This window comes from Bergeyella porcorum (assembly GCF_042427575.1).
In the GTDB taxonomy this organism is placed as follows: domain Bacteria; phylum Bacteroidota; class Bacteroidia; order Flavobacteriales; family Weeksellaceae; genus Bergeyella; species Bergeyella porcorum.
On the sequence record NZ_JBHMFD010000012.1, the window covers coordinates 283993 to 308073 of the forward strand.

Annotated in this window: 18 protein-coding genes; 17 read left to right on the forward strand and 1 reads right to left on the reverse strand. The window is 38.9% G+C overall.

Going from position 1 to position 24081, the window contains the following annotated elements; all coding sequences use genetic code 11:
- Window positions 1-16: 16 nt before the first annotated feature.
- The 7 genes from ACFFUE_RS08000 (at window position 17) to mazG (ending at window position 6477) form a co-directional block, all read left to right on the forward strand.
- Complete coding sequence (locus ACFFUE_RS08000; protein ID WP_376834302.1) at window positions 17-580, forward strand: NfeD family protein; 564 nt, start codon at window positions 17-19, stop codon at window positions 578-580.
- A 46-nt stretch (window positions 581-626) separates the two neighbouring features.
- Window positions 627-2207, forward strand: coding sequence for a flotillin family protein (locus tag ACFFUE_RS08005; protein ID WP_376834259.1), 1581 nt, complete (start codon window positions 627-629; stop codon window positions 2205-2207).
- Between the two features lie 547 nt (window positions 2208-2754).
- Window positions 2755-4074, forward strand: a complete 1320-nt coding sequence (locus ACFFUE_RS08010; protein ID WP_376834261.1) for an ABC transporter permease — start codon at window positions 2755-2757, stop codon at window positions 4072-4074.
- Window positions 4075-4131: 57 nt separating this feature from the next.
- Entirely contained in the window at window positions 4132-4545 is a 414-nt protein-coding gene (gene ruvX / locus ACFFUE_RS08015) for a Holliday junction resolvase RuvX (protein WP_376834263.1), read from the forward strand.
- Window positions 4542-5114, forward strand: coding sequence for a peptide deformylase (gene def, locus ACFFUE_RS08020; RefSeq protein ID WP_376834265.1), 573 nt, complete (start codon window positions 4542-4544; stop codon window positions 5112-5114). Before ruvX ends, def begins: the two co-directional genes overlap by 4 nt.
- Before the next feature lie 83 nt (window positions 5115-5197).
- Window positions 5198-5623, forward strand: coding sequence for a DUF5606 family protein (locus ACFFUE_RS08025; protein ID WP_327984201.1), 426 nt, complete (start codon window positions 5198-5200; stop codon window positions 5621-5623).
- A gap of 71 nt (window positions 5624-5694) precedes the next feature.
- Window positions 5695-6477, forward strand: coding sequence for a nucleoside triphosphate pyrophosphohydrolase (gene mazG / locus ACFFUE_RS08030; RefSeq protein WP_376834268.1), 783 nt, complete (start codon window positions 5695-5697; stop codon window positions 6475-6477).
- On the opposite strand, the gene ACFFUE_RS08035 is transcribed toward mazG, so the two are convergent.
- Window positions 6467-7015, reverse strand: a complete 549-nt coding sequence (locus ACFFUE_RS08035; RefSeq protein ID WP_376834270.1) for a YqgE/AlgH family protein — start codon at window positions 7013-7015, stop codon at window positions 6467-6469. The two genes, mazG and ACFFUE_RS08035, sit on opposite strands and share 11 nt — an antisense overlap.
- 20 nt (window positions 7016-7035) lie before the next feature.
- On the opposite strand from ACFFUE_RS08035, the gene pdxH reads away from it, so the two are divergent.
- The 10 genes from pdxH (at window position 7036) to ACFFUE_RS08085 (ending at window position 23843) form a co-directional block, all read left to right on the forward strand.
- Complete coding sequence (gene pdxH, locus ACFFUE_RS08040; protein ID WP_376834272.1) at window positions 7036-7680, forward strand: pyridoxamine 5'-phosphate oxidase; 645 nt, start codon at window positions 7036-7038, stop codon at window positions 7678-7680.
- A gap of 239 nt (window positions 7681-7919) precedes the next feature.
- Entirely contained in the window at window positions 7920-8780 is an 861-nt protein-coding gene (locus tag ACFFUE_RS08045) for a BadF/BadG/BcrA/BcrD ATPase family protein (RefSeq protein ID WP_376834274.1), read from the forward strand.
- 18 nt (window positions 8781-8798) lie between these two features.
- Window positions 8799-11102 carry an NADP-dependent malic enzyme gene (locus ACFFUE_RS08050; RefSeq protein ID WP_376834276.1) on the forward strand — a complete coding sequence of 768 codons (2304 nt, stop codon included), beginning with the start codon at window positions 8799-8801 and terminating at the stop codon, window positions 11100-11102.
- A 141-nt stretch (window positions 11103-11243) separates the two neighbouring features.
- Window positions 11244-11828 carry a Holliday junction branch migration protein RuvA gene (ruvA, locus tag ACFFUE_RS08055; RefSeq protein ID WP_327984993.1) on the forward strand — a complete coding sequence of 195 codons (585 nt, stop codon included), beginning with the start codon at window positions 11244-11246 and terminating at the stop codon, window positions 11826-11828.
- A 5-nt stretch (window positions 11829-11833) separates the two neighbouring features.
- Window positions 11834-18898 (forward strand): T9SS outer membrane translocon Sov/SprA, encoded by a 7065-nt coding sequence (gene sov / locus ACFFUE_RS08060; protein WP_376834279.1) that lies wholly within the window; start codon window positions 11834-11836, stop codon window positions 18896-18898.
- Between the two features lie 604 nt (window positions 18899-19502).
- Entirely contained in the window at window positions 19503-19880 is a 378-nt protein-coding gene (gcvH, locus tag ACFFUE_RS08065; protein ID WP_327984991.1) for a glycine cleavage system protein GcvH, read from the forward strand.
- Window positions 19825-20226, forward strand: a complete 402-nt coding sequence (locus tag ACFFUE_RS08070) for a VanZ family protein (RefSeq protein ID WP_376834282.1) — start codon at window positions 19825-19827, stop codon at window positions 20224-20226. The genes gcvH and ACFFUE_RS08070 overlap by 56 nt, the downstream gene beginning before the upstream one ends.
- Window positions 20227-20484: 258 nt before the next feature.
- Window positions 20485-21540, forward strand: coding sequence for a phage tail-like protein (locus ACFFUE_RS08075; protein WP_376834284.1), 1056 nt, complete (start codon window positions 20485-20487; stop codon window positions 21538-21540).
- A gap of 46 nt (window positions 21541-21586) precedes the next feature.
- Complete coding sequence (locus tag ACFFUE_RS08080) at window positions 21587-22732, forward strand: hypothetical protein (RefSeq protein WP_376834286.1); 1146 nt, start codon at window positions 21587-21589, stop codon at window positions 22730-22732.
- Between the two features lie 37 nt (window positions 22733-22769).
- Window positions 22770-23843 (forward strand): phage tail-like protein, encoded by a 1074-nt coding sequence (locus tag ACFFUE_RS08085; RefSeq protein WP_376834288.1) that lies wholly within the window; start codon window positions 22770-22772, stop codon window positions 23841-23843.
- The last annotated feature ends 238 nt before the right edge of the window (window positions 23844-24081 follow it).

The window sequence follows — 24081 nt, forward strand, 5'->3', positions numbered from 1 at the left end:
TTTAAAATCAAAATATATGTTTCATTTTTTAGAATCTTTGGATATACTTCATCAAAGCTTTTGGTATATTGCTTTGGGAAGTAGTTTGATTTTTTTAATTCAGACGATACTCACCTTTGTAGGGAGTGGTGATTCAGATGGTATAGCGGCAGATTTTGACGGAGGATTAGATGAGGCAGAAGGTCCTTTTCAGCTATTTTCATTTAGAAATTTAATTAATTTCCTCTTAGGATTTGCTTGGACGGGAGTTGCCTTTTATGAAAACATCGAGAACAAAATGCTGCTTATCCTTCTCGCTACCGTTGTAGGGATTGGCTTTGTACTATTGTTTTTGGTGTTGATTAAGCAGATACTTAAGCTTACGGAAGATAATACTTTTGACATTCAAAAATTGGTAGGAAAGACAGGAGAAGTGTACCTTAGAGTTCCTGCAAATTTATCTGGAAAGGGAAAGGTGCAAATCTCCTTGAATGGTACGAATAGGGAATTGCCTGCAATGACGCGTTCCCAAGACGGTATTCCATCTGGTAATTTGGTAAAAGTAATAGCCGTGGAAGATGGTATCTTAGTGGTAGAGTAGAAAAATTGATAAAATATTATTTAGATAAATAAAAAAAATAAAAGATATGGAAATTTTAATTTTAATTGTAGCTCTAGTAATAGTGTTATTTGTCACGTTCTTGGCGCTTATTTCTCGCTATAAACGTTGTCCTTCAGACAAAATATTGGTTATTTATGGAAAAACAGGAGGTAGCTCGGCAAAATGTATTCACGGAGGTGGAGCCTTTGTGTGGCCTGTAATTCAGGATTTTGCATATTTGGATTTGAAACCCATTTCCATAGAGGCTAATCTCACCAATGCCCTTTCTCGTCAAAATATACGAGTAGATGTACCGTGTCGTTTTACTATTGCGATTTCCACTGAACCCGATACGATGGGGAATGCAGCCGAAAGACTTTTAGGATTATCCCCAGATCAGATTCAAGAACTATCAAAAGATATTCTATTTGGTCAATTGCGTTTGGTAATTGCTACAATGACGATTGAGGAAATCAACTCGGATAGAGACAAGTTTTTGGATAACATCTCCAAAAATGTGGATACAGAGTTGAAAAAAATAGGACTAAAACTCATTAATGTCAATGTTACCGACATTAAGGATGAATCTGGATACATAGAAGCCTTAGGAAAAGAAGCCGCAGCAAAAGCCATTAATGAAGCTAAAATCTCTGTGGCAGAACAGGAGAAAATAGGAGAGACAGGTAAGGCTCTTGCCGATAGAGAAAAAGATGTGCAAATTACCGAGACCAATAGAGATAGAGATGTAAGAATTGCAGAAACCAATAGAGATAGAGATGTTCAGATTGCGATTACCCAAAAAGATAGAGAGGTAAGTATAGCATCAGCACAGAAAGATGAATCTATCGGTAAGGCAGAAGCCGAAAAAGAATCTAGAATAGCCACATCTCTAGCCAATTCCTTAGCGGTAAAAGGAGAAAACGAAGCGAGAATTACCATCGCAAATTCTGATGCCCAAAGGAGAGAAAAAGAAGCAGAAGCTTTGAAAATAGCCACTACGGCAGAGAAAGTTCAGGCAGCGAGAGCATTGGAAGAATCTTATGTAGCAGAGCAAAAAGCAGAAGCCGCTAGAGCGGAGAGAGAGCGTTCTACACAGAATGCCAATATCGTAGTTCCTGCAGAAATATCCAAGCAGAAAGCCATTATTGATGCACAAGCTGAAGCTGAAAAAATCCGTCTGAAAGCCAAAGGGGAAGCTGATGCTATTTTTGCGAAAATGGAAGCTGAAGCCAAAGGACTTTATGAAATCCTAACCAAACAAGCTGAAGGGTATGACCAAGTGGTGAAAGCAGCAGGAGGTGATGCTAATAATGCGTTCCAACTTCTCTTGATTGAAAAATTGCCAGAATTGGTGAAAACACAAGTGGAAGCGGTGAAGAATATTAAGATTGATAAAATTACAGTGTGGGATGGTGGTAATAATGCTGATGGAAATACATCTACGGCTAATTTTGTTTCAGGGATGATGAAAACAGTACCTCCGCTTAATGATTTGTTCAATATGGCAGGGCTTAATCTACCCAATTATTTGAAGGGAAAAGACGAACCTCAAAATAATGCTATTGAAGAAAACAATACCTCTGTGGAAACGTTGGAAACCCCGACACAAGAGAATCAACCTCTTTGATACTCAAAAATCCAATCAATTTGAAAATAAATGAGTATCAATATCCCCAAAAGTATGTAAAAATCTAATGGTAACATTCGTGATGAATCCAAGATAGAGTTGCATACATCTGAAAATCCCACCGCTAAAATGTGTGGGATTTTTTTGATTCAATGTGCTTAGGCTAAAAGGAGGGCGATTTTCTACTCGTTAAATTTCTTGCTGCAGATGTGCGGGAGCTTTTCTAATGATTAGATTTTCTCAATCTGAAATGCGGGAGACTTTCTAACCATTTTTTTTCTTCCCGCGGAAATGTTTGGCGTTTTCTAAGCGTTAGAAAATGCCAAGATGCAATGCAGGGGATTTTCTAATGATTTTATTTGCTGCCGCAATTCGTATTTGGATAAATTAATCATTAAACCGACTTAAAATTTGAGGATTTTATAAAATTTGTTTCTTCGATAGGATGAAGCGAGGTCTTTCTCAATTATTTTTTCGGATATTATGCAAATAAAATCTATTTTTGCAAGGAGAATGGCTTTTTGGAGCCTTATAAATAGAAAATCAAATGAAAAACATCATCATCATAACCAAAAGAGAGTACCTTACGCAAGTCAAGAAAAAATCTTTTATCCTGCTTACCTTATTAGCTCCCTTGCTTATTGTGGCTTTCGGAGCGTTGATTGCCCTAATGTTCAAGGCGAATGAAACCCAATACACCATCAATGTAATTGATAAAAGTGGGCATTTTCAAAAACAATTAAAGTCTGATGAGCAACTGAAATATGTCTTTGTGCCCGCTGGTACAGAGACCGCCCTGAAAACCTCCCTAAAAGATATGGAAGGGGTAGATGGGCTGCTGATAATCCCTGCTTTGAAAGAAGATAACTACGCCCAATGGGAACAAGATTTAACCCTTTTGGTAAACAAGAAGATTGGCTTTAATACCCAGAAAAGTATCAGTGCGGCATTGGAGAAGGTTCTTCGGCAAGAGAAGATTTTGAGATTAGGCTTGGAGGAGTCCAAAATCAAAGATTTGGATAAAGGTATTAGCCTCAATACCATTAATGTAGTGAATGACAATGCGGAAGATGATGACTTGGCTTTCGGCGTAAAATACGGGCTAAGTATGGGGCTGATGTATGTGGTTTTTATGTTCATCATCATCTACGGGGTGCGGGTGATGCGTAGTGTGCTGGAGGAGAAAAATAATAGAGTAGTAGAGGTCATTATCTCTTCGGTAAAGCCTTTTGAACTGATGCTGGGAAAAATCTTTGGGGTAACCTTGGTAGCTCTCACGCAGTTCTCGGTTTGGATTACGATGACCCTTGCTGCCGCAATGGTTTTTAATACCAGTTTTGTAAGTGCTCGGGGGAACCAACTTCCTGTTTCTGAAGAGCAACAAGCAGCGATGGAGCAGATGGATATTCAGCAAATGCTGGTGCAAGTTTCTCATATTTTATTAGAAATGAATGCACCATTGATTATATTTGTTTTCGTGGTATTCTTTCTATTAGGATATATCTTTTATAGTGCAATGTATGCTGCAATAGGCTCTGCGGTGGATAATGAAACGGAGACCCAGCAATTTACCCTTTTCGCCATTTTACCTTTGATGCTGGGGATGTACGGAAGTATGACGATAATGAATAACCCTGAGGGGCCACTTGCCTTTTGGCTTTCCATCATACCATTTACCTCTCCTGTCGCTATGATTGCACGGATTCCTTTTGGGGTACCTCTATGGCAGGTAGGGCTGTCTATTTTTCTTTTGGCGGTTAGTACTTTAGGGATGGTTTTGGTGGCGGCTAAAATTTATAAAGTAGGCGTTCTAATGTACGGCAACAAAGCTACCCTGAAAGAAATCTGGAAATGGATCAGGGAGTAATGAAAAGGCTTTTACTTTCCTAATGAATATTTTTTGAAAAAGTGTTACATTTGCACAATGGGACAGATAATGGCAATAGACTATGGTAAAAAGCGTACGGGGATTGCCGTAACAGATGATATGAAGATTATCGCCAGTGGCTTAGATACCGTAGATACAGCAGGGCTGATGTCTTTTCTGAAAAAATATTTTTCTGAGAACAGCGTTGAGACCATTGTTGTAGGCTTACCCACAGATTTGAAGGGGAATATGTCCGAAGTAGAAACCGATATACAGAAATTCATTGGGGAGTTTAAAGTGGCATTCCCAGAGGTTTCTGTAGAGCGTTTGGATGAGAGGTTTACCTCCAAGATGGCATCATTTTTCATCAGTCAAAGCGGTAAAAGCCGTAAAGAAAGACAAGATAAAGGGCTGATAGATAAAGTAAGTGCCACGATTATTTTACAAAATTTTTTAGAACAAAGATTATGATTTTACCTATTCGTGCCTTTGGCGACCCTGTTTTGAGAAAGGTAGGGAAGAATATTGATAAAGACTATCCGCAGCTGCCAGAGCTGATAGAGAATATGTTTGAAACTATGGAAGCCGCACACGGCATTGGGCTAGCAGCTCCACAGATAGGGCTAGATATACGCCTTTTTGTGGTAGATATACGCCCATTGGCAGAAGATGAAGACTATGCAGATATCGCAGAAGAGCTGAAAGATTTCAAAAAAGTATTCATCAATGCTAAAATTTTAGAAGAAACAGGCTCGGAATGGAAATTTAACGAAGGGTGCCTTTCTATACCTGATGTGAGAGAGGATGTGAAGAGAAAAGAAACCATCACCATAGAATATTATGATGAAAATTTTGTGAAACATACCGAAACTTTTTCCGATATTCGTGCCCGTGTGATACAGCACGAGTATGACCATATCGAGGGAATATTGTTTACGGATTATCTCTCCCCACTGAAGAAGAAGATTGTAAAAGGAAAGCTGGCAAAGATAGCCAATGGTGGGGTTAGCGTTAGCTACAAAATGAGATTTCCAAAGTAAATTAGTTGTAAAAAATAATATTATCAATACAAATTGGCTCGATATTTAATATAGATAAAGAGCTTTGAAAAAAAAGAAAAAATATGCAGTTAGAAAAGATTATTTCAATTTCAGGAAAACCAGGATTATTCCAATTGGTATCACAGCTTAGAAATGGCTTCATTATAGAAGATGTTACTTCCAAGAAAAAAATAAGCATTGGAAACTCTTCTCAAGTCAGCTTGCTAGACAATATCGCAATGTTTACCTTTGATAAGGAAGTGCCTTTATTTGAAGTGTTTGAAAACATTGCAAAAGCCTATGATTATAAAGAAACTATTTCGCACAAATCTTCAGATGAGGAACTGAAAGCTTTTATGCTAAAAGTATTACCAAACTACGATACCGAAAGAGTTTACACATCGGATATTAAAAAGTTGGCTCAGTGGTACAATATCCTTCAGAAAGCGGGATACATCACACCAGAAAGCTTTGTGAAAGCAGAAGAAGCTCAGGAAGAAACAAAATAAATTAAACAGAACATCACACCCAACTTTGTCAATGGTTTTTTATCAATTGACAAAGTTTTTTTATTTTAAAAATGAATTCTAAACAAGAAAAATTAGAAGCTTTTGGGCGTTTGCTGGATATTATGGATGACCTTAGAGCACAATGCCCTTGGGATAGAAAGCAAACCTTTCAGTCTTTACGCCACCTTACTTTGGAAGAAGTCTATGAGCTTTCCGATGCATTGTTGGAGGAAGATTTACAAGAAATCAAAAAAGAATTGGGAGATGTTTTGCTTCATTTGGTGTTTTATGCTAAAATTGGAGCCGAAAAACAAGCATTTGACATAGCAGATGTAATTAATTCTCTTAATGAAAAACTGATTTTTCGCCATCCTCATATCTACGGTGATACCGAAGTAAAAGATGAAGAGGAAGTAAAACAAAACTGGGAAAAACTTAAGCTGAAAGAAGGCAATCGCTCGGTGCTTTCAGGAGTGTCTAAGGGGACACCGAGTATGGTAAAGGCATTTAGAGTACAAGAGAAAGTAAGAGGCGTTGGTTTTGAATTTGATAACGCAGAAGGAGCTTGGCAAAAAGTGGAGGAAGAGCTGAGAGAGTTTCATTCAGAAACCAATGCGGAGCAGAAAGAAAAAGAGCTGGGCGATGTTTTTTTCTCGTTGATTAATTATGCTCGCATTTCTGGAATGAACCCCGATACAGCATTAGAGAAAACCAATCTGAAATTCATTGCAAGATTTCAGAAAATGGAAGCAATAGCCCAAGAAAGAGGACTTTCATTATCGGATTTAAGCATCAATGAGATGGATGCACTTTGGGAAGAAGCCAAACGAATACTAGAAGCGCCTAATTCATAGAAACATCCTCTGGAGTATTGGCCCAGATAAGAAATTGACCGACAAGGTTTTCCATCATCTTTTTCCACAGAGATTGGTGGTGAGATAAGGTGTAATCCAACGGATAATGCTCTATAGGAATCCAAAGTTTCCTTGAAATCTCGGACTCCAACTGCTGTGCAGACCAACCTGAGTAGCCTGAAAATAATTTGATATCAGAAATGCTGAGTCGGTTTTCTAATAACTCTGTAAGGATGGTGAGGATATCTTCCGTGAGGTAATATTGCTCATCTATTTTTAGAGCAAATTCATTAGTAGGCGTGCCTTTTACAATGATGAAAATTTTATCATTCTCCACAGGACCACCATTGAAAATTTCTATCGGTAAGTCCAATATATTAAGCAGATTAGATTCTATTTCGGTGTTCTTTTTATTGAGAATGAGACCGAATGCTCCATTTTCATCGTGCTCTATAATTAAAACCACCGAACGCGAAAAAATATCCCCAGAAATATCTGGAGTGGAAATTAATATTTTACCTTTGTAGGATAAATTCATACCCAAAATTAACAAAAATTATGGAAAACCTGCACGATAATAGAAAAGTTTATGAAAAATTTCAGCTTATAGAAAGCGAAGTGAAAGCCAATCCAATAGAACAGTTTCGAGATTGGTTTTTAGAAGCCCAAAATACCGCAGGCATTTCGGAAGCCAATGCAATGGCGATTTCCACATTGGAAGAAGATGGCTGCCCGCGTACCAGAATGGTTTTGCTTAAATCTTACACTTGGGAAGGTTTTATTTTCTATACTAACTATGATAGTAGAAAAGGGAAAGCCATAGAGCGGACGCATCAGGCGTGTTTGCATTTTTTTTGGCCTCCACTAGAGCGTCAGGTGATTATCAAGGCTCAGCTAGAGCGATTGCCAGAAAACCTGAGCGATGGATATTTTTCTGAACGCCCCAAGGGAAGCCAATTAGGAGCATTGGTATCACCACAGAGCAGTGTGATTCCTAATCGTGAATTTCTGGAGGAGCAGCTGAAGACCTTGGAGCAGGAGTATGAAAATAAGGCGGTTCCTCGCCCCGAGAATTGGGGTGGATATTTAGCAAGACCTTATGAGATAGAATTTTGGCAAGGAAGACCCAACCGCTTGCACGATCGTATTTTGTATCAACTGAATGAGGCGTACGATTGGGAAATATCACGCTTAGCACCATAATAAAAAGAGACTGTCAAAAACTTTTCGGCCAGCCACAACGCCAATTTAGGAAGTTGAGTAGGTTCGGAACCTATTTGGGTACGTTCCGAACGGAGCAAGTGCCGTCCCAGACTTACTCAACTTTCTAAATAACCTATCGCTTTATCTCAAATGTCTTTTTTTCTCCATTTTTTTTCTCATTCCTCTCAATAAGGATTTAAAATATATTTCCTAATTTAGCACACTTAATTTATTAAACTATGATTGCTATCGTTGATGGAGGTTCTACAAAGTGCGATTGGGTGATGCTAAACGATGCTGGGGAAGTGACTTTTACTACCAGTACAGCAGGGTTTAGCCCCAATGTGATAGATACAGAATTAATCCCTTCAGAAATACTGAAAAATGCCGAACTTTCGGAGCATCGTTTTTCTATAAAGCATTTATTTTTCTACGGTACAGGCTGTGGGGTAGAAGACAACCGAAAGCGTATGAAGACAGCATTTGCCAAGGTGTTTACCAACGCTAATATTACCGTGAAAGAAGACCTCACAGCAGCTGCCTATGCCGCCTATAACGGTAGCCCCGCAGTGGTATGCATATTGGGTACAGGGTCTAATTCTTGCTTTTTTGATGGTGAAACCATCAGAAGAGATTTGCCCTCTTTGGGGTTCCTTATCGGAGATGAAGGAGGGGGATGTGCATTGGGCAAACTTTTGGTAAAAAACTATTTTATGAAGAAAATGCCAGCCGACTTGCATCAGGAGTTTGCCAACGAATTTCCAATAAGTATTGATGAGTTGATTCAAAATATGTATCACAATCCAAGACCCAATGCGTACTTGGCAAGTTTTAGCAAATTTATTCTTCCGAGAAAAAAACATCCATACTTGCAACACCTAGTGTATGAAGAGCTAAAAAACTATCTGGAATACCAAGTGCTTCCTTATGAAGAGAGCAAAACTCACGAAATCAATTTTATAGGCTCTATTGCATACTATTATGAGGATATTTTGCGTTCCGTAGCCGCAGACTTGCACCTGAACATCGGGAAAATCGTACAGCGTCCTATAGATAGCCTTGTAGAGTATCACAGAATTTATATTTTACCCAACCTTTAAAAAGAAATTCAATCTATAATGTCAAACAATAATAATCGAGATATAAAACGCTTTAATAAAGCAGCCTTAGACTATCATAAAGCAGAGCCAAAAGGTAAAATAGAGGTTATCCCTTCCAAACCACACTCATCGGCAAGGGATTTATCTTTGGCATACTCCCCAGGGGTGGCTATCCCTTGTTTGGAAATAGAAAAAGACCCTAAAACGGCGTATGATTATACCGGGAAAGGGAACCTTGTAGCGGTAATCTCCAACGGAACTGCCGTACTAGGCTTAGGAGATATAGGGGCAGAGGCGTCTAAACCCGTGATGGAAGGTAAAGGGCTTTTGTTTAAAATCTTCGCAGATATCAATGTTTTTGATATTGAAATCAATGAAAAAGACCCAGATAAATTTATTGAAATCGTAAAAGGTATTGCACCCACCTTTGGAGGAATCAATCTGGAAGACATCAAAGCACCAGAGGCATTCTATATAGAACAAAGGCTAAAAGAGGAACTGAATATCCCTCTAATGCACGATGACCAGCACGGTACAGCCATTATCTCTGCGGCAGCGTTACTCAATGCTTTGGAACTTGCCAATAAGAAAATAGAAGAGGTGAAGATGGTAGTGAATGGGGCAGGAGCAGCGGCCATAGCGTGTACCAAACTCTATATGGCTCTCGGACTGAAAAAGGAAAATATCCTAATGTGCGATAGCAAAGGCGTTATCAATACCCAGAGAGAAAACCTTACACCAGAGAAAATAGACTTCATTGCCGATACTCAAATTACAACTTTAGATGAAGCATTGGTGGGAGCAGATGTATTTGTAGGTTTATCCAAAGGCGATGTGATGACTCCAGAGATGCTCCTTTCTATGGCAGAAAATCCTATTGTATTCGGATTGGCAAATCCCACGCCAGAGATAGATTATAATCTAGCGGTACAAACTAGAAAAGATGTGATAATGGCTACGGGAAGGAGTGATTTTCCTAATCAGGTGAATAATGTATTAGGATTTCCGTACATCTTCCGTGGTGCTTTGGATGTGCAGTCCACCACCATTAATGAGGAAATGAAATTGGCAGCCGTACACGCCATTGCCAACCTGGCGAAGGAACCCGTGCCAGAAGCCGTTATTCTAGCCTATAACCTGAAGAACTTGAGCTTTGGAAGAGATTATTTCATTCCAAAACCATTTGATAACCGTTTGATAACCAAAGTGTCTATTGCCGTAGCTAAAGCAGCAATGGAAAGTGGCGTAGCAGGAAAACCAATTACAGATTTTGATGAATATGAAAATCAACTTCTGGACAGAATGGGTAGAGATGAAAAGCTGGTGCGTATGATGCAAAACCGTGCGAAGTCTAACCCTAAACGCGTTACGCTGGGCAACGCCGAAGAATACAATGTGCTGAAAGCCGCTCAGATTCTATATGAAGAAGGCATTGCCCATCCTATTCTTTTAGGAGAGAAAAAATTCATCAAAGAGCAGATGAAAAAATTCGGTATTGAACTGGATGTGCCGATTGTAGATCCTGCGGATGATGACCAAGAGGAAAAACGCCGAGAGTATAGAGAAACCCTTTGGAAACTGAGACAAAGAAAAGGAATGAACGAGTATAAAGCCAAAAGATTCGTTCGTCAAAGAGATTATTTCGGTCCTCTAATGCTGAGACACGGTGATACCGATGCACTGGTAGTAGGCTTCTCTAAAAACTATACTTCTGTGCTTCGCCCTGTATTGCAAGTGATAGATAAGGAAGTAGGTGTAGAGAAAGTAGCTTCTATGATGATGATACTTACCGATAAAAAGCCAATGTTTTTTGCAGATACTTCAGTGAATGACAATCCATCTGCAGAGGATCTGGTGAATATCGCCAGAATGGCTGAAATCACAGTGAAAAGTTTCGCTATCGAACCGCGAATAGCGATGCTGGCTTATGAAAACTTTGCCGCCATCTCTGAAACATCTAAGAAAGTAGCAAAAGCAGTGGAAATCTTGCACGATAAGTATCCTAATATGGTAGTAGATGGAGAGATACAGCCAGATTTTGCAATGAATGCAGACCACTTGGCAGATTATCCGTTCTCCAAATTGGGCACCACACCAGCCAATGTTTTCATTTTTCCTAATTTAGCCAGTGCTAATATTTCGTATAAAATCATCAGAGGGATGAAAACAGCTCAGGTGATAGGACCTATCCTAATGGGACTTAGCCAGCCTGTTCACGTATTGCAAATGAGAGCCAGCGTAGATGAAATTGTCAATCTGGCGACCATTGCGGTTTTAGATGCACAGCGAAGAGAAGTACTGAAGAAAGGTAATCGGAAATAGTATAGAGGTTAGAGGTTAGAAGTTAGAAATTAGAGGTTAGAAATTTCGCCTCTATCTATGATAATAGCTCGTACTTTGTACATCATACTTTATACTTTGTACATCGTACATTATACATCATACAGTAAAAACAACAATAATATGATATATTCCCTACGCGGTATAGTACAAGAACTCTCGCCTACTTTTGTGGTAATGGAAGTAGGTGGGGTAGGGTACTATGTGGGCATTAGCTTGCCAACATCTCAGAGGTTAGAAATAGGACAACCTGCATTGCTCTATACCCAGCCCATCATTCGGGAAGATGCCCATTTGCTTTATGGTTTTTTCGGGAAAGAAGAAAAGGAATTGTTCAACCTGCTGATTAGCGTTAATGGTGTAGGGCCTGCCTCAGCACTCATTATGCTGTCATCGTTGAGCCATTCTGAAATCAGTTCTGCTATACTTTCTGGAAATGGAGCACTGCTACAGCGGGTAAAGGGTATCGGTGCAAAAACGGCTGACCGCATCATTGTAGATCTGAGAGATAAGATACAAAAATTCAGTATTGAAGAGCAAAATATTTCTAATCTTGCAAATACTAAAACCAAAGATGAAGCGTTATCTGCTTTGGAAGTCTTGGGTATTTCAAAGAAAATGAGTGAAAAAATTGCAGACAAATTTTTAAAACAAAATCCGGAGCTTTCCGTGGAAGAATTGGTAAAGTTGATTTTAAAAAACATTTAGTCTTAGTGGAAAAAAAATATCAATGGTACAGAATAGCGTTTTTTAGTATTCTGTTTTTTTCATTTTATAATGTATCGGCACAGCAGCAGACGCCTGCGGATAGCACAAGTGTAAGAAAAGATTATAGCCTTCCAAATCCTACGCGATACGAGGCTTTCTACGATGTAGAGTCTGGAAAATACCACGTTTATTCCAAGGTGGGAAATACCATCATTGGGGCTCCTGTGGTGATGACGGTAAAAGAGTATCAGGATTATGTGGCAAGCCAGCAATTGGTGAATTACTACAAGGAAAAATCTGATAACCATAGTCTTATTCATCGTAAAGACCCAGAGGATGCTCAGAAAAAAGGGCTAATCCCAGTGGTGCACATTAAAAATAAAATTTTTGAAACGATTTTTGGTAGCAATCGTATAGAGCTCACGCCACAGGGGTTTGCTTCTTTTGATTTGGGTGTACTGTACCAGAAGATAGAAAATCCATTGATTCTTCCTCAGAACCGAAGCAATTTTGCCATTAATATCCAGCAGAGAATCCAATTGGGGCTTTTGGGTAAAGTAGGTGAAAACCTGAATCTTAGAGTGAACTATGATACCCAAAGTGGTTTTGCTTTTGAAAATAGAATGAACCTCGTATGGCAGGCGAAAGGTGCTTGGAAAGACCTGCAATCCAAAGGGCTGAATGACCCATCTACGGGTGGTGAGGATAAAATCATCAAGAGGGTGGAGTTTGGTAATGTAAATATGCCACTTTCTACCAATCTTATCCGTGGTTCTCAGTCGTTATTTGGTTTAAAAACCGAGTTTCAGTTGGGTAAAACTTACGGAACATTGGTGTTCTCTCAGCAGCAAGGGGAGGCAAGAAACATTGTAGTACAAGGCGGTGGAGCATTGCAAACCTTTAAAATCAACGCTGTGGATTATGAAGATAATCAGCATTACTTTTTAGGGCATTACTTCTTAAATCATTATGATGATGCCTTGCTCAACTATCCACTCATCAATTCTAAAATTAATATTACAAGGCTTGAAGCTTGGGTGTTAGACCAAAGTGCTAGCAATTTACAAGACCAAAAAGCCATCATCGGGATTAGAGACTTGGGGGATGGCGTATCAGGCTATCCAGATAATGCTCAGAATGGACTTTATGAGCAGATTAATGCTTTGGGAACCAGCATTAGAGATGTCAATACAGCCCATAATATCTTGAAGGGGAGGGCGTTGCCTAATGCTAATGGCTCTACAGAGTCTTTTGTAGATGGAGAAAACTTTATATTCAATAGAAAAGCCAGACGCCTCAATTCTAGCGAATACACCTATAATGCACAATTGGGGTATTTATCTTTAAATCAAAGGCTTAATGATAATCAGCTTTTGGCGGTTTCGTTCTCATTTACAGTCAATGGAGATAAAACGGTATATAAAGTAGGGGAGTTTGCAGAGGAAAGTCCAGTGTTGATTACCAAAGTTTTAAAGCCTAATACCACGGTGAAAACCACTTCGCCAATGTGGGCTTTGATGATGAAGAATATCTATCCTATCAATGCTAGCGGTATTTCCAGCGATGATTTTATGCTTAATGTCTATTACCGTTCGCCACAGAATGGAAAAGTCAATTACCTGCCAGCAACCAATGTGGAAGATACCAATCTTTTGAAGCTTTTCAATTGGGATAGATTGAATAGAAATAATGATTTGCAAGCGAACGGAACCGATACAGGAGATGGTCTATTTGACTTTGTAGAAGGTATTACCATCAATTCTCAAGAGGGTAAATTGATTTTTACAAAAGCCCAGCCATTTGGAAACTATTTACGAAATACATTGGGTACCAGCGATACGCAGTTTGTATTTTCGGATTTGTATGACCAGCAAAAAGAAATTGCCAAACAAAGTAATTTGGCTTTGCGATACACCATAGAAGGACGTTATAAGGGAACTCAAGGTTCGGGGATTTCTTTGGGAGCTATCAATGTGCCACAAGGCTCTGTAAAGGTAACTGCCAACGGTACACAGCTGGTAGAGGGGCAAGATTATACTGTGAACTATATGTTGGGAACGGTGGAAATCATCAATGATGCTGTGAAAAACTCTGGGCAAGCCATTCAGGTTTCATTGGAAAACCAAATGATGTTCAATACCCAGAGGAAAAGATTCTTAGGTTTAAATCTCGAAAGAAGATTTAGCGAAGATTTTATCTTGGGAGCTACGGTGGTCAATTATTCCGAAAGACCACTCACACAGAAAGTGAACTTCGGGCAAGAAGCAGTAAACAATACAATGGCAGGCTTCAATATGATGTTCAATAGAGAATTGCCGTTCCTTACCAGACTTACGGATAAAATTCCGTTAATCAATACCGAAGCTCCATCTAATCTCGCCTTCAAAGCAGAGGCTGCTTACCTTATTCCAGGGCAGAATGATGGTATCAACAATCAGGCATATATAGATGATTTTGACCAAACTTCTACCAAGATTTCCATTAAAGACCCTGCACTATGGAACTTGGCATCCAAGCCAGAACAAAACCAAAACGACCCTATCTATGCAGGAGCAGGTGCTGATAACGACCTTGCCAATGGCTATGGAAGAGGGCTATTGTCTTGGTATCATATAGACCCAAGATTCTGGGGTGTGGGGGGCAAGGCACCTAATGGTATCACAGCACAGTCGGTATCCAACCACGCTTCGCGTAGGGTGCAGATGAGTGAAATTCTCAATAGAAGAGATTTCGTGGCAGGGGAGCAAACCTTTACCAATACCTTTGATATTACCTATTATCCTACCGAAAGAGGACCTTACAATGTGAATCCAGCACCAGAAAATCCATCACAGAGATGGGCGGGGCTGATGCGTCCACTTTCCGTAACCAATTTTACCAATTCTAATATAGAATATGTAGAATTTTGGATGATGGACCCTTATGCAGATGGGAAAAACTTAGGGGTAGCACCAAAACTGAAAATCCACTTAGGAAATGTCTCTGAAGATGTTTTGAAAGATGGAAAAATGCAGTATGAAAATGGCTTGCCTACGCCTAATGCCTCTTCTTCTACTTCTGAAACCAATTGGGGAAAACAGCCTAATCAGTTTCCTGTGCTTTATGCTTTTTCCAACGAAGGCGAAGATAGAGATATCCAAGATGCGGGATATGATGGTCTGAAAAATGATGCGGAATCTATAAAATTTGGTCTTAATTATGTGAATCCTATCACCAATGAACTAGACCCTGCAGCCGATGATTTTGTGTTTTATCTTTCTAATCAGTTTGCAGGCGACCAAGCCGCTTCTTTGATTGAGCGATACAAGTATTTCCGAAATCCAGATGGAAACTCCAAAGCCAATACTCTGGAGGTAGCCACACAGTTGCCAGATGCAGAGGATGTTAATAGAGATTACAATTTGGATTTGAGCGAAAGTTATAACCAATATACTATCCGATTGGATAGAGCAAGCTTGGCAGTCAACCAAAACTTTATCGTAGATATGAAGGAAACCCACACTAAGTTCCAAAATGGGCAAGAGGGTGTTAATAGATGGTATCTCTTCCGTATTCCAGTATCTCAGTTTGATTTGGATGCAGGGGAAGCTTCTACGGATATTTTGAATAATGTGAGGTTTGCCAGAATTATGCTGGATGGTTTTGATGAAACATCTACCCTGCGTTTTGCAACGATGGATTTGGTGCGTTCCGATTGGAGAAAGTACAATAAGAATATCGCATACCAAAATACCGTACCTGTGCCAGGGGTTCCAGATAATGAGGGTACAATGCTGGTGAACAATGAGGATTTCTTCGTAGGTAGTGTTAATTTGGAAGAAAACGCTATCGGGATGCCCCCTTATGTATTGCCTCCAGGGATTGAAAGACAAGTGATAGGAGGTAATACAGGAGCTCAACGCCAGAATGAAGCGTCTCTTTATATGAAATTCCTCAATCTGAGAAATGATGCCAAAGGGGTAACTAAAAATACCTTTATTGATATGCGTCGTTACAAAAAGTTGGAAATGTTTGTACACGCACAAGACATCAAGCCAGGTGCAACAAGTAACGAAATCAATCCGAATACCAAGTTCTTCATTCGTTTTGGTAGCGATGCTACAGATAACTATTACGAATATGAAGCCTCTCTGAAATATACTCCAAGAACAGCTAAATCACCATTGGAGATCTGGCCTACGGAGAATACCGTTAATTTGGAAATTCAGAACTTCGTGGATGCTAAAATCAAAAGAGATACTGAGGCGTCTGACTTGATAGGTTACCGTTATCAATATACAGATTTCGGGGACGATAATAAAAAGATTTATGTAAAAGGACGCCCTAGCTTAGGAAATATCACTACAATGATGATTGGGGTGAGAAATACCGAAACGCAATCCAAGGATTTGGTGCTTTGGGTGAATGAAATCCGCCTTTCTGAAATTGAAAACAAAGGAGGCTATGCAGGAAATGCCAGCTTGAATTTTAACCTCGGAGATTTTGCAATGGTCAATGCTAATGTTGCCCATTCTACCGTAGGTTTTGGTGGAATAGACCAGAAACCTGCCGAGAGAGCTCAGACAACTAATACCGCATTTAGCATCAATACAACGGTGAATGTGGACAAGTTTATCCCAGAAAAAGTAGGAATGAAAATTCCATTGAATTATTCCTACACCCAGACAATAGAAGACCCTAAATATAGTCCGATAGATAGCGATGTAGAGTTCAACAAAGCACCTAATAAAGATGAGCTGAAGCAGGTGGCGAGAACCTTCACCCAGCAAAGAAGCATCGGGGTAGTGGGAATGCGTAAGGAAAGAACCAATGAAGCAAGAAAACCAAGATTCTACGATGTGGAAAACCTTACCCTTACGGCAATGTATAATGATGATTATTACCGTGATGCCTACACCAAAAAGAATATGAGACAATACCTGAAAGGTTATTTGGATTACAATTATTCTTTCAAACCATTGGTGTTGAGACCTTTCAAGAATATTGTGAGCGATACGGCAAAATCTTATAAATACCTGAGATGGGTGAAGGAAATGAACTTTAACCCAATACCTACGCAGATTTCATTCAGAACAGAATTGGATAGAAATTATAACGAACTACAATTTAGAAATATAGAATCAATTCTCAATGGTAATCAAGGGAATGAGTTTGATGTTTTGAGAAACAGAAATTTCTATTTCGGTTGGCAGTACAATTTAGGATTTAGATTTACCAATTCCTTAAAATTAGAAATCAATTCTGCTACGCGTACGCTTAATGATAACATCTCTCCTGATGTGATGGATACCAAATCTATTTTTGAAAATCCGTTCCGTGCAGGGCGTCCAGTATTGTACAATCATAGAGCACAGCTGAGCTACAAGTTGCCGTTTGAGTTCTTACCATATTTAGATTTCGTTTCTGCGGAGCTAGGCTATGGCTTTACATACAATTGGAATGCCCGTTCTACAGTGTTGCTCAATAACCCTTCGGGAAATCTAGGACATACTGCACAGAATACCAATAATATCATCGCAACAGCCAATGTGGATATACCGAAGTTCTTCAGCAAGTTTAAGTATTTCCAAAAAATAGATGAAACAATGAGCAAACGCCGTGCAGAGATAGACTCATTGAATAATGTGTATAATGAGGAAGCTCTGAAACGACAAAAGAAAAATAAATTCTTTGTACTCAATGCTTATAAAGGATATAAATTTAAAAATAAGCTAACGCCGCTACAAAGCATTGCGTATGCTCTTACTTCCATCAAGCAGTTGGATATTAACTATAATGAAAATAATGGAACCGTATTACCAGGAATCTTGTCCTCACCTAATTTCTATGGCTATGGGCAAGGCATAGGTGGGCCTACTTTTGGCTTTTTGCTTGGTTCTCAGGCAGACATTAGAAGGGTAGCGATAGAAAATGCGTGGCTCTCTCGCTCTGATTTGATGAACGACCCATATTCTCAGCTTAATGTGAAAACTTTGGATATGAACTTACAACTCGCTCCAATGAATGATTTAAGAATTGATTTCAAAGGAATGATGAGGTATAATAGCAACTTCCTTCAAGGTGGGTACAATGTAGATGCAGATCCTACCACACCACAATTTGACTATTCTTTCGGTAATGAATTGATTACCCATAGTTCATCGGTATGGATGTTTGGAACTTCTTTCAGTCAAGGGGCTTCTCTATACCGAGAGATGGTGGCCAATGCTAGAATGATTTCTGCACAGATGGGCAGCGGTGTAGTAGGGGCCAATGGTTTTGCAGACGGCTATGGACTGACCAATGCTTATGTTTTGATACCAGCTTTTAAAGCCGCTGTGGAGGGTAAAACATCGAATGGTATGGGTAATCCTAAGAAAGTAGGATTCCCTCTTCCAAATTGGAATTTGGTGTACTCTGGCTTGAAAAACATTCCGATGATTAACAGTCAGTTCTCCAAGTTTGATGTTCTACACTCTTACAACGCTACTTATACCCAAACAGGAATGCAGTCCAATATTGAGTTTTACAACAATCCTTTGGGTAGAGATGTGAATCAGGATTTCCTTAATCCTTATGTATTCTCTAATGTGGGGTATGTAGAATCTTTTGCTCCGCTATTGGGTGCAGATGTTACACTTCGTAATAATATGCAGTTCCGTGCCCAATACAATAGAGATAGAATGCTGATGCTAGGTTTGGTAAATCATACCCTTACGGAGGACCATAGCAATGAGTACATTGTAGGGTTTGGTTATCTGGTGAAAGATTTGAAACTGAAATTAAGAATGAAGGGTAAAACTAAGAATATTGTAAGTGACCTAAATATCCGTGGTGATTTCTCTCTTAGAGATAGCCAAACCAGAATTACCAATATTCTCTTGGACGATTCTCAGGTAACAGGTGGGCAGAGATTACTTGGGGTGAAACTCACTGCCGATTACAATATGTCTCAGAACCTTAATCTAAGTTTCTTCTATGATCAATTGGTAACCAAATATAAAATCTCCACAGCTTTCCCTCTATCCACTGTGAGAGCAGGGCTAAGGCTTACCTTCAATTTTGGTGGAGCCAGCGGTGGCGGATTTTAATCCATCTGAAACATTATAAACGGTAAATCAGTTTTAGCCATTTCGTAATATTGCGAGATGGCTTTTTTATAGACTTAAATTTTCAATAGCGGAAGGGTTTTTACCCGATTTTTGATATAGCTTATCCCAACGGCTTTAGCTCAATTAAAAAATATTGCAGAGTTTAGCATCATTTCGTATGATCAATAGAATTATTGCTTAACGCCTACTGTGGAATTGGGGTTTATAACAATAGAAAGAATGAAACCTACCTTAGTTTCTAATAAAAGCAAGTTAGGTTTTACTAAAAACGAAGCTTCCTCTTACCCGAAAGGAAGCTTCGTTTTGCTTAAAAGGAAGCTTCGTTTTGCTTAAAAGGAAGCTTGGTTTTTTACAGTAGGAAGTTAATAGTTTATAATATTCTTGTTATGATTTGAAAATTAATAGGTTATATGTGATTGGATTGAAAGCGTATAGTTTAAAGCTTATTGTATGATTTGGGATAGATTTGAATTGATTTCTAACTTTGAAGCAATTGGTATTGCCATCATCCGAAAAGTATTTATGAAAAAAATTTGTACATCTTCAAGTTTTAGAGTAATTTTGGGCAAAATAAATTAAGCAAATGAATACACCAGCAGAATTAAAGTACACCAAAGATCACGAGTGGATTAAAATTGAAGGCAATGTTGCCACTATTGGGATTACAGACTTCGCACAAGGCGAGTTGGGAGACATCGTTTTCGTAGATGTAGATACGGTAGATGATGAGCTTGCAGCGGGCGATGTTTTCGGAAGCGTAGAAGCTGTGAAAACTGTATCAGACCTTTTCTTGCCTGTAAATGGAAAAGTAATTGAGTTCAACGAGGCATTGGAAGATCAGCCAGAGTTAGTTAACTCAGACCCTTACGGAGAGGGGTGGATTATCAAGTTGGAAATTGCAGCAGATGCAGACCAATCAGAGCTTTTATCTGCAGAGGAATACCAAGCAACTCTTGGATAAGATTGCCCACATATCAAAATTTGTATTGCCCATTTACTGGGCAATACTTACTTATATCCTTTTGCGTCCAGGGATAGAGACGGAAGGGATTCGGCTCTTTCCACACGCCGACAAGGTGGTACATTTTGCTGCTTTTTTTATTTTAGGCTTCTTATTAAAAGCCACTTTTCCTAAAATTCGTTTTTCTATATACGCTATACTTATTATCAGTTATGGTTTGCTCACAGAAGTTTTGCAGGGCGTTATGCAGTGGGGGCGTACTTTGGAGTTTTTAGACCTTGTAGCTGATACTCTTGGTGGCTTTTTGGCTTTGTATCTTTACTCTGTGACTAAAAGTAGATTATAACAACCGCAGAGTATACTACTTAGACTCTTATTTTGAACTTTCTTTGATGTTGAAAAATAGATTGTTATAGTACTTTTTTTATTAGTGCAAATGTTGGCATATTTTTTGATTTTATGGTAGGTTATAGTAGAAAAAGATTTAACTTTACACCCTTTAATTAGAATGTATCTGTAAAGATAATGTTGTACTAGTATATTCTATTTGTGAAGTAATTGAAAATTTAATATAAACATATAAATACTGAGAAAATTTATATAGATGAAAAAAAATATTTTCTTAGTGGTGATGCTTACTGCAGGTACGCTATCCGCACAAAAAATCGGTATTAATACCGAAACTCCAAAGGCAACTTTGGATGTGAACGCTATAGTTGATGCTACTCATCAGTCTGGGGTTTTGGCTCCGAGATTGACAAGAGCCGAGCTTACAGCAAAAGGAGACAATCTATACGGAACAGATCATCAAGGTACTTTTGTTTACATTACAGATGTAAATGGAGGTGATGCTACAGGGCAGAGAATAGAAGTTTTAGAGCCAGGATACTACCTATTTGATGGGCAGATATGGCAAAAGCTTATTTCAATGTCAGAGTATGAAAATCTCTATATGAATGATGGAGCTCTTACAAGTGATAGATTGGTAACCCAAAATGCTAAAACGCTTACTTTTACCAATACCACTAAGGGAGGAACTGTTTTTACCAATACAACAGGAACAGCCGCTGCACAGAAAGCAGCTATCCAGATAAAAGATGGTCAGCAAGCGGCAGGAAAGGTTTTGATGTCTGATGCAGAAGGTAGTGTAATGTGGCAACATCCTGCCGCACCAGTGCTTGTAGGGACATTTTCTGGAATGACAGGAGAGATTACGCAGGTAGGAACATCCTATAAAACAGGAGCTACCATTACATTACCACCAGGGACTTGGGCAGTAAGTATTGCAGCGGAGGTTAATATGGTGAAACCAAGCGATGCTACAGTGGCGGCTTCACGCTGGGGTAAACTGTATCTGAGTGAACAAACAACTGATACTTTTTATGGAGAAAGTACGCTTGAGGGAGTTACTGGTTATACATTAGATACTAAGTATTTAGCAGCTCATCCTCTAAATTTTGCTTACGCTAGTCAGAATCTTGTTGGCAATCAGATTGTTACTGTGACAGGAGCGGCTAAAGAACTTAATGTTTACTTTATTACCAACGAAGGATGGGGAGGTGCTGCAGATAGCAATTTCTCTTCTACTGGGTATAAAATTACCAACTCGTTTGCCGCCACAGGTAAAAACACTTATTTTTTCGCGGTTAAGTTAAAATAAGTTCTTGGCTTGATTTAGTTTTAATAAATAGATTTTATTTTCAAATATGAAAAAAAGTATAATAGCATTAGGTTTTTTATTTACAGGAGTTACCTATGCTCAGACAAGGCAGGTGGGTATTAATACAAATACTCCTAAAACTACCTTGGATATAAGTGCTAAAAGAGATGCTAGTGGAACGCTAGCAGATACAGGAGCAGTGGGACTTATAGCACCTCGTCTTACAAGAGAAGAAGTAACGGCTAAAGAAGATATATATACAGAATCACATATAGGTACTATTATTTATTTGAAAGATACCTCTGCTGGAGATACTAATGGAAGTAGAAGGTATATGGTAACACCTGGATACTTTATGCTTACTAAAAACGCAACCGACGGAAGTTTGCTCTGGGAGAAAATCTTTACAGCAAGTGGCTATCAGAATGTATATAAAAATGATAACGAGATTGCAGATACTAGAACGGTAACGCAAGCAGATAAATCTCTTACTTTCCTCTCTAATGGAGATGGGAAGGTAATTATGGAAAACACTACCGCTACGGCTATCAATCAAGTAACCCCTCTTAGAATAGTAGATGGAGGACAGGCAGAGGGTAAAGCGCTCTATTCTGATGCTGATGGTGTAGCAACTTGGAAAACTTTTGCACCAAAGAGTGTGGTAGGTACATCATCAGCTACGGAACGAAGTTATAATATGGCTAATAAGGTATGGTTAGTAGGTAGTGGGACTAGTACAGCAAGCATTACCCTACCACCAGGGAAATGGCTAGTAATTGGAGGAACCACTTTTAATATTAATAATATTAATTCAACTTACTATGATTCTGGCTATATTGCAGAGTTTTTCCTCTCAGATGATCAATCAGAGGGAGCAACAAGCATTCAAGCCAATATCACGCAAGATGCAGAAACTTTGCCTTCTGGTGAGAGAAAAACATTGTTTTCTGTTCCTGTACCAATATGGGTAAGTACCTACTATGGTTTTGGTCAGCAGGTTATTCATAATACCACCACTGCAGATAAGACTTACTATATGAAGATGTTTGTAGATTCTACTTCCAAGTATCAGTCTAACCCTAATGCTACCATTCCTGATTATGGAGGAGCAGGACCATTTGTTAGTAAAGCTTTCGGTTCTACTGTTAGAGAAAAAGTATTATATGCTATCAAAATGGCAGATGCACAATAATCAAAATGTCATACAAATTAAGAATTAAAGAAGAACAATGAAAAAATATATATACTTAGTTGCCTTTTTTTCGGTAGCAATGGCTTTTGCACAGGAGCACAAAGTGGGGATAAATACCTCAGAACCTAAAACAACGCTGGAGGTAGTAGCACCTACAGATACCACACATCCAGCAGGGATGCAGGCACCAAGGGTTACTAGAGCAGAGCTTACAGCATTAGCGAGTTCTTATACCAGAGAGCAAGAGGGTACATTGGTTTATGTTACCGATGTAACAGGTGGAGACGCTACGGGGCAGAGGGCATTGGTTACAGAGAAAGGATACTATTATTTTAATGGTAATCAATGGGAGAGGATGGTATCCACGGCAGAGTATGCCAATATCTATATTAAAAACGGTATCCTTACGGATCATAGAACGGTAACCCAAAACGATAAAACGCTTACTTTTACTAAAACTACGGGGCTTACGGTTTTTCAGAATACTACAGGGTCTCCATTGCAGATTAAAGATGGTGCACAAGGAGAGGGACAAGTGTTGTCTTCTGATAATGAGGGTAACGCTTTTTGGGATGTAGCAGCTGTGTCAAGAGTAGAAGGCTCATTCTCTGAAACGGGAGGAATTCTGATAAATACTACTGGTAACTCAGGATACTATAATACTGGAGCGAAGATAAAACTTACAGAGGGGAAATGGGCATTAAGTTTCAGTGGAGAATTAGGATTATCGGGAACCCAGCCTACTACAGGTGCTGTATTGTGGGTTACAGTATATTTGGGAACTAAAGATGTACCTGGATATACACTTAATGGAAATGCAGCAGCATTAGGTATAGTAACAGGAGATGCTTCCTTTAGTACAGATGGAAAGATGAATACCGATATGCTTGCAGCTGGGATAGCAAATTTTTCTTTGAGTGGAAGAAATAATATTAAAGGAATGGCAATGATAAAAGTACCTAAAGATGGGGGAGAATATTATGTTTATGTGAGAGTTATACATAGGATAGGTCCAGCTCCATCTGATAGTACTACGGGGTACAAAGTTGATAATTACTTTAAAGCAGGTGGAGAAAACACTTATTTCTATGCTTTAAGGCTAGCAGATTAACCTTTAAAGAGTTAAATAAAAAATACCGGCACAAAGAGGTCGGTATTTTTTTTATTTATATCTTTTTACACTGCTACATTGCTATCTTTTTTCATTGTTACATTGTACTTTGTACATAGTACAGTAGTACATTATACTTTGTACAATCGTACAGTCATCAATTTTTCCCATTGTCAATCATCACATTACAAAAAATAGGTAAAAAAATGCGTTGATAAATTTGGTGGTAATGTAAAAA